General features: G+C 71.0%; 5 protein-coding genes. 1 reads left to right on the top strand and 4 read right to left on the bottom strand.

What is annotated here, in order from left to right; translation table 11 throughout:
- Window positions 1-68: 68 nt before the first annotated feature.
- From B7767_RS16840 to B7767_RS16825, 4 genes are all read right to left on the bottom strand, one after another.
- Window positions 69-1469: a dihydrolipoamide acetyltransferase family protein gene (locus B7767_RS16840; protein WP_085572904.1), complete on the bottom strand. Its 1401-nt coding sequence runs from the start codon at window positions 1467-1469 to the stop codon at window positions 69-71.
- A 10-nt stretch (window positions 1470-1479) separates the two neighbouring features.
- The gene (locus B7767_RS16835) at window positions 1480-2457 is read right to left on the bottom strand and encodes an alpha-ketoacid dehydrogenase subunit beta (protein WP_085572903.1); all 978 of its coding nucleotides are present in this window, start codon (window positions 2455-2457) and stop codon (window positions 1480-1482) included.
- 1 nt (window position 2458) lies between these two features.
- Window positions 2459-3661, bottom strand: a complete 1203-nt coding sequence (gene pdhA, locus B7767_RS16830; RefSeq protein ID WP_085572902.1) for a pyruvate dehydrogenase (acetyl-transferring) E1 component subunit alpha — start codon at window positions 3659-3661, stop codon at window positions 2459-2461.
- Between the two features lie 377 nt (window positions 3662-4038).
- Window positions 4039-5685 (bottom strand): protein kinase, encoded by a 1647-nt coding sequence (locus tag B7767_RS16825; RefSeq protein WP_085572901.1) that lies wholly within the window; start codon window positions 5683-5685, stop codon window positions 4039-4041.
- A 348-nt stretch (window positions 5686-6033) separates the two neighbouring features.
- Between B7767_RS16825 and B7767_RS16820 the strand changes: the two genes are divergently transcribed.
- Window positions 6034-6875: protein kinase (locus B7767_RS16820; RefSeq protein WP_143652523.1), on the top strand; the 842-nt coding region annotated here is incomplete at its 3' end.

The raw sequence follows: 6875 nt of genomic DNA, 5'->3' as shown, positions 1-6875 counted from the left end.
GGCAGGAGGGGCGCCGCAACCCGAAGTTGCGGCGCCCCTCCTGTGATGAGCCCAGTGGTTCGCGGGCGTCAGGCCCAGCTGATCAACCGCTTCGGCTGCTCCAGGATCGCCGCCACGTCCGCCAGGACCTTGGAACCCAGCTCGCCGTCGACCAGGCGGTGGTCGAAGGAGAGGGCGAGGGTGGTGACCTGACGGGGCTTGACCTTGCCCTTGTGGACCCACGGCTGGGGCTTGATCGCTCCGACCGCGAGGATCGCGGACTCGCCGGGGTTGAGGATCGGCGTGCCCGTGTCGACGCCGAAGACGCCGACGTTGGTGATCGTGACCGTGCCCGCCTGCATGGCGGACGGCGAGGTCTTGCCCTCGCGGGCCGTGGACACCAGTTCACCCAGGGACTCGGCCAGTTGCGGCAGCGTCTTGGCGTGGGCGTCCTTGATGTTCGGGACGATCAGGCCGCGCGGGGTGGCCGCCGCGATGCCCAGGTTGACGTAGTGCTTGACCACGATCTCCTGGGCCGCCTCGTCCCAGGAGGCGTTGATCTCCGGGTTCCGCCTGATCGCGACCAGCAGGGCCTTGGCGATCAGCAGCAGGGGGTTCACGCGCAGACCCGTGAACTCCTTGTCCTGCTTGAGCTCCTCGACCAGCTTCATCGTCCGCGTCACGTCCACCGTCACGAACTCCGTGACGTGCGGCGCGGTGAACGCCGAGCCGACCATCGCCGCCGCCGTGGCCTTGCGGACCCCCTTGACCGGGACACGGGTCTCGTGGGCGGTGTCGTACGACACCGGGGCTGCGGGGGCGGCGACCGGGGCGGCGGCGGCCGGGGCGGCCTCCTGCGGAGCCGGAGGCGTCACCGCCGCGTGGACGTCCTCGCGGGTGATGATGCCGTCCGGGCCGGTCGGGACGACCGTCGTCAGATCGACGCCCAGGTCCTTCGCCAGCTTGCGCACCGGGGGCTTCGCCAGCGGGCGCTCCGGGGAGAGGGCGGGGGCACCGTGGCCGTTCAGCTCCTGCTGAACCGCTGCCGCCGCCTGCTGGACGACGGTGTCCGGGGCCGGCGTCCGGCGGGGGCGGCGGCGCGTCGAGGACGTCGCCACGCCGTAGCCGACCAGGACCGGCTGGCGGGCCGCCGGCTTCTCCTCCTCGGGCTCCGCCACGGGAGCGGAGGCGGGAGCCGGGGCCTCCTCCTCCACCACCGGCGCCGCACCGCCCGCGACGTCCACCGCGATGATGGACGTGCCCACGTCCACCGTGGTGCCCTCGGGGAAGTGCAGCTCGCGGACCACACCGTCGTAGGGGATGGGCAGTTCGACGGCCGCCTTCGCCGTCTCGACCTCGCAGACCACCTGGCCGTCGGTGACCGTGTCACCGGGCTGGACGTACCACTTGAGGATCTCGGCCTCGGTGAGGCCCTCGCCCACGTCCGGCATCTTGAACTCGCGTACGGACGCGTTCGTCATCGTCGTCACGACCCTCTCCTCAGTACGCCAGCGAGCGGTCGACGGCGTCCAGCACCCGGTCCAGGTCCGGGAGGTAGGACTCCTCCAGGCGGGCCGGCGGGTACGGGGCGTGGTAACCGCCCACCCGCAGCACCGGGGCCTCCAGGTGGTAGAAGCAGCGCTCCGTGATCCGCGCGGCGATCTCCGCGCCGGAACCGAAGAACACCGGTGCCTCGTGGACCACGACCAGGCGGCGGGTCTTCTCCACCGACGCCTGGATCGAGTCGAAGTCGATCGGGGAGACCGAGCGCAGGTCCAGCACCTCCAGGGAGCGGCCCTCCTCGGCCGCCGCGTCCGCGACCTCCCGGCAGAGCTTCACCATCGGACCGTACGCCGCGAGCGTCAGGTCCGTGCCCTCGCGCACCACGCGCGCGGTGTGCAGCGGGCCCGGGATCGCCTCGGTGTCGACCTCGCCCTTGTCCCAGTAGCGCCGCTTGGGCTCGAAGAAGATCACCGGGTCGTCGCTCTGGATGGCCTGCTGCATCATCCAGTACGCGTCCGACGCGTTCGACGGCGACACGACCTTCAGGCCGGCCACGTGCGCGAACAGCGACTCGGGGGACTCCGAGTGGTGCTCCACCGCGCCGATGCCGCCGCCGTAGGGGATGCGCACGACGACGGGGAGCTTGACCTTGCCCAGCGAGCGGGCGTGCATCTTCGCGAGCTGCGTGACGATCTGGTCGTACGCCGGGAAGACGAAGCCGTCGAACTGGATCTCCACCACCGGGCGGTAGCCGCGCAGGGCCAGGCCGATCGCCGTACCGACGATGCCCGACTCGGCGAGCGGGGTGTCGATGACGCGGCTCTCGCCGAAGTCCTTCTGCAGGCCGTCCGTCACCCGGAACACGCCGCCGAGCTTGCCGACGTCCTCACCCATGACGAGGACCTTGGGGTCCGCGTCCAGGGCGTGCCGCAGCGACTCGTTGATCGCCTTGGCCAGGGCCATCTTGTCCGTCATGTCACTTACCCCCGTCCGCGTCCGCGAACGACGCCTGGTACGCCGCGAACTGCGCACGCTCCTCGTCCACGAGCGCGTGTCCGTCCGCGTACACGTTCTCGAAGATGGCGAAGTGGTCCGGGTCCGGCATGGCACGGACCGCTTCGCGCACTCGTTTGCCCAACGCCTCGCTCTCGGTCTCCAGTTCCGCGAAGAATCCCTCGTCCGCGTGGTTTGCGGACTCCAGATAGCGGCGAAGGCGCAGGATCGGGTCCTTGGCCTCCCAGGCCAGGCGCTCCTCGTCGCCGCGGTAGCGGGTCGGGTCGTCGGAGGTGGTGTGCGCGCCCATGCGGTACGTGAACGCCTCGACCAGCGTCGGCCCCTCACCCGCGCGGGCGCGCTCCAGGGCCCACTTGGTGACGGCCAGGTTCGCCAGCACGTCGTTGCCGTCCACCCGGACGCCCGGGAAGCCGAAGCCCTGCGCGCGCTGGTACAGCGGCACACGGGACTGCTTCTCGGTCGGCTCGGAGATCGCCCACTGGTTGTTCTGGCAGAAGAACACCACGGGGGCGTTGTAGACCGCGGAGAAGGTGAAGGCCTCGGCCACGTCGCCCTGGCTGGACGCGCCGTCGCCGAAGTAGGCGATGACCGCGCTGTCCGCGCCGTCCTTGGTGACGCCCATCGCGTAGCCCGTGGCGTGCAGGGCCTGCGAGCCGATGACGATCGTGTACAGGTGGAAGTTGTTGCCGTTCGGGTCCCAGCCGCCGTTGTTCACGCCGCGGAACATGCCGAGCAGATTGGTCGGGTCCACCCCGCGGCACCACGCGACGCCGTGCTCACGGTAGGTGGGGAAGACGTAGTCGTCGTCGCGCAGCGCCCGGCCGGAGCCGATCTGCGCCGCCTCCTGCCCGAGCAGCGAGGCCCACAGGCCCAGCTCGCCCTGGCGCTGCAGGGAGGTGGCCTCGGCGTCGAAGCGTCGGGTGAGCACCATGTCGCGGTAGAGACCGCGCAGGTCGTCGGCGGTGATGTCGGCGACGTACTTGTCGAACTCGGCGTTCTTGACGCGCTTGCCCTCGGGCGTCAGCAACTGGACGAGGGCGGGCTCGGCGCTCTTCCTGGCGCCGGTGGCCTTCTTGGTGCTGGTGGTGCGCTTGGTGCCGGTGGTGCCGGCCTTCGTTCCGGCGCTGCGTCGCGGTGTGCGCGCGGCAGTGCTCTCCACGGTCACGTGTGCTCCTCCGTCGGTCCGGCCCCCGGGGTTGCCGGTAGGCCAGTGCGGCTCACCTGTTCTCGACCACCGGGCACGGGGTGGGTGCCACTCGGCCGGGAACAGGCGTGACAGGTGCCCCGGCGAGCGCCCTGCAAGAGGCACGTTACCCAGTGCTCCACATCTCTGTGAAACCCCTCTGACCTGCGATTTTGCTTGGATTTCCAAGTAAATCGGGGAAGGTGTCGAAGGCGCGCTGGTCACAGCCTCGCAGGAGGCCGGAGCAACGGCACGTTATCCCGGCCACCCCGGGCACGGGAAGGGTCGAGTTTCGCGACCGGAAGTGGTACACCGCGCGGGTGAGCGGGGTGCGGCCGGCGGGGCCGGACCGGCCGGGGTCAGCCGGCGGTCACACCTTCGATGCTGCCCGTACCCGCGTTCTCGCCACCCGCGTTCTCGCCGCCCGCGTCCGTTCCGCCGTCCCCGGTGCCGCCGTCTCCGGTGCCGCCGTCTCCGGTGCCGCCGTCCCCGGTGCCACCGTCCCCGGTGCCACCCGACTGGGTCGGCTGCGGGGACGTCGGCGGGGTGCTCGGTGCCTCGGTCGTCGGGTCCTGCGTCTCCGTGTACGTCGGATCCTGGGACGGCGTGTACGACTGGTCCCAGTTCCCGCCCGATCCCGTGCCCGGGTCGGTCTCGGTCTCCGTGCCGGGGTCGGTCGTCTCCTCGGTCGCCTCGTCGCTCGGGCTCTCGCTGGCCTTCTCGTCCCCGGTGCTCTGCGTCACGGACGGGGACTGGTCGGTCTTGCCCCCGCCCCCGCCGCCGCCGCCGTTGTTCAGCGCCAGCGCGACACCCGCCGCGACGGCGATCACCGCGAGCACCGCGAGGACCCACAGCTTGCCGCGGCCGCTGCCCTTGTTGCCGTGGCCCTCGAAGCCGCCGTCGTCACCGCCGTACCCACCGCCGTACCCGGCGGGCAGGATCGGCTGCGGGATCGCCGCCGTACCGGAGACGTCCGGGTGCGGCATCGCGGTCGTGCCCGCGAAGCCGGCCGCCGGGGTGCGCGGGCCCTCGTGCATCTCCACCGGGCCGGTGTTCCAGGTACCGGTGTGGCCGCCCTGCTCGTAGAGCATCTGCAGCGCGTACTGGATCAGCCCGCGCATCTCCTCGGCCGTCTGGAAACGGTCGTCGGGCTCCTTGGCGAGGGCGCGCATGACCATGCCGTCCAGCTCCGGCGGGCAGGCGTCCGAGGCCTCCGACGGGGGCGTGGGGATGTCCTGGACGTGCTGGTAGACCACCGACAGCGGCGTCTCGCCCGTGAAGGGGGGACGCAGCGCCAGCAGTTCGTACAGCAGGCAGCCGGTGGCGTACAGGTCGGACCGGTAGTCGACGGCCTTGCCGAGCGCCTGCTCCGGGGAGAGGTACTGCGGGGTGCCCATGACCATGCCGGTCTGGGTCATCGTCGTGGACGCGCCGTGCAGCGCGCGGGCGATGCCGAAGTCCATCACCTTCACGGCGCCGTTGTGGGTGATGATGACGTTGGCCGGCTTGATGTCGCGGTGCACGATGCCGTGCTGGTGCGAGTAGGCGAGCGCCTCCAGGACACCGGAGACGATGATCAGCGCCTGCTCGGGGCCCGGGGCCTCGGCGTTCATCAGCAGGTCGCGGATGGTGCGGCCCTCGACGATCTCCATCACGATGTACGGGACCGACTGGCCGCCGACGACGTCCTCGCCGGAGTCGTAGACGGCGACGATGGCATGGTGGTTGAGACCGGCCACCGACTGCGCCTCGCGCGTGAAGCGCGCCTTGGAGACGGGGTCCTCGGCGAGGTCCGCGCGCAGCAGCTTGACGGCGACCGTGCGGCCGAGACGTACGTCCTCGGCGGCGAACACCTCGGCCATGCCGCCCCGGCCGAGCCTGCGGGTCAACCGGTACCGGCCGTCGCCGACGAGCCCGCCGTTGCCCCAGTTGTCCGGCGCGTCCGAGATGCCGCCGCCAGTCGCCTCGGGGTCGGACGGGCCCTGAGCGCGCTGCTGCTGTGCCATCAGTCCTCGCCGTCGTTTCTGCCCGCGGTGCGCGCGGTGTTGTTACGGTCTTCGTCGGCCACGCTACAGCCTCGGCGTGTGCCCCCGGTCCGGGACGGGCCCCCGGGGCCGGTACGAGACGGACCGGCCATGAAACCCGTACTCCGTACTGTCGTGCAAATTCCGTGTACCGGTAGTACGACCGCTGTAACGCTTCCGCGACGCTTCCTTCGCGTACGGTCACGGAACGGGCACCGCGCTTGACGTGTCAGTGGCCTGGGGCAGACTTGGCCGGGAATAGCGCATTGGATCTACGACGGATCGGCCACCGGGACGGCGGCGCCGGAGAGGCTACGGGGGAAGCGGAACATGAGCCAGGACGGCGCACAGGGCCACGGAGCGGGGCGGGCGCTCGCCGGCGGACGCTACCAACTGCGGGACCTGCTCGGCCAGGGCGGCATGGCCTCGGTCCACCTCGCCTACGACAGCGTGCTCGACCGCCAGGTCGCCATCAAGACGTTGCACACGGAACTCGGCCGGGAACAGGCCTTCCGCGAGCGCTTCCGCCGCGAGGCCCAGTCCGTGGCGAAGCTCACGCACACCAACATCGTCTCGGTCTTCGACACGGGCGAGGACGACGTGGACGGCATGACGACGCCGTACATCGTCATGGAGTACGTCGAGGGCCGCCCGCTGGGCTCCGTGCTCGACGAGGACGTACGGCAGCAGGGCGCGATGCCCGCCGACAAGGCGCTGAAGATCACCGCGGACGTGCTGGCGGCCCTGGAGATCAGCCACGAGATGGGGCTGGTCCACCGCGACATCAAGCCGGGCAACGTGATGATGACCAAGCGCGGCGTGGTCAAGGTCATGGACTTCGGCATCGCCCGCGCCATGCAGTCCGGCGTGACGTCGATGACGCAGACCGGCATGGTCGTCGGCACCCCGCAGTACCTCTCGCCGGAGCAGGCGCTCGGGCGGGGCGTGGACGCCCGCTCCGACCTGTACTCGGTCGGCATCATGCTGTTCCAGCTCGTCACCGGACGGCTGCCGTTCGAGGCGGACTCGCCGCTGGCCATCGCGTACGCGCACGTGCAGGAGGAGCCGCCGGTCGCGTCCTCGATCAACCGTTCGCTGCCGCCGGCCGTGGACGCGCTGATCGCCCGCGCGCTGAAGAAGAATCCGAACGAGCGCTTCCCCAGCGCGGAGTC

Origin of the sequence: Streptomyces sp. 13-12-16 (assembly GCF_002114215.1) — a bacterium.
Taxonomy (GTDB): Bacteria; Actinomycetota; Actinomycetes; order Streptomycetales; family Streptomycetaceae; genus Streptomyces.
The sequence above is the reverse complement of the archived record's forward strand: the minus strand, read 5'-3'. Positions and strand labels throughout refer to the sequence as shown.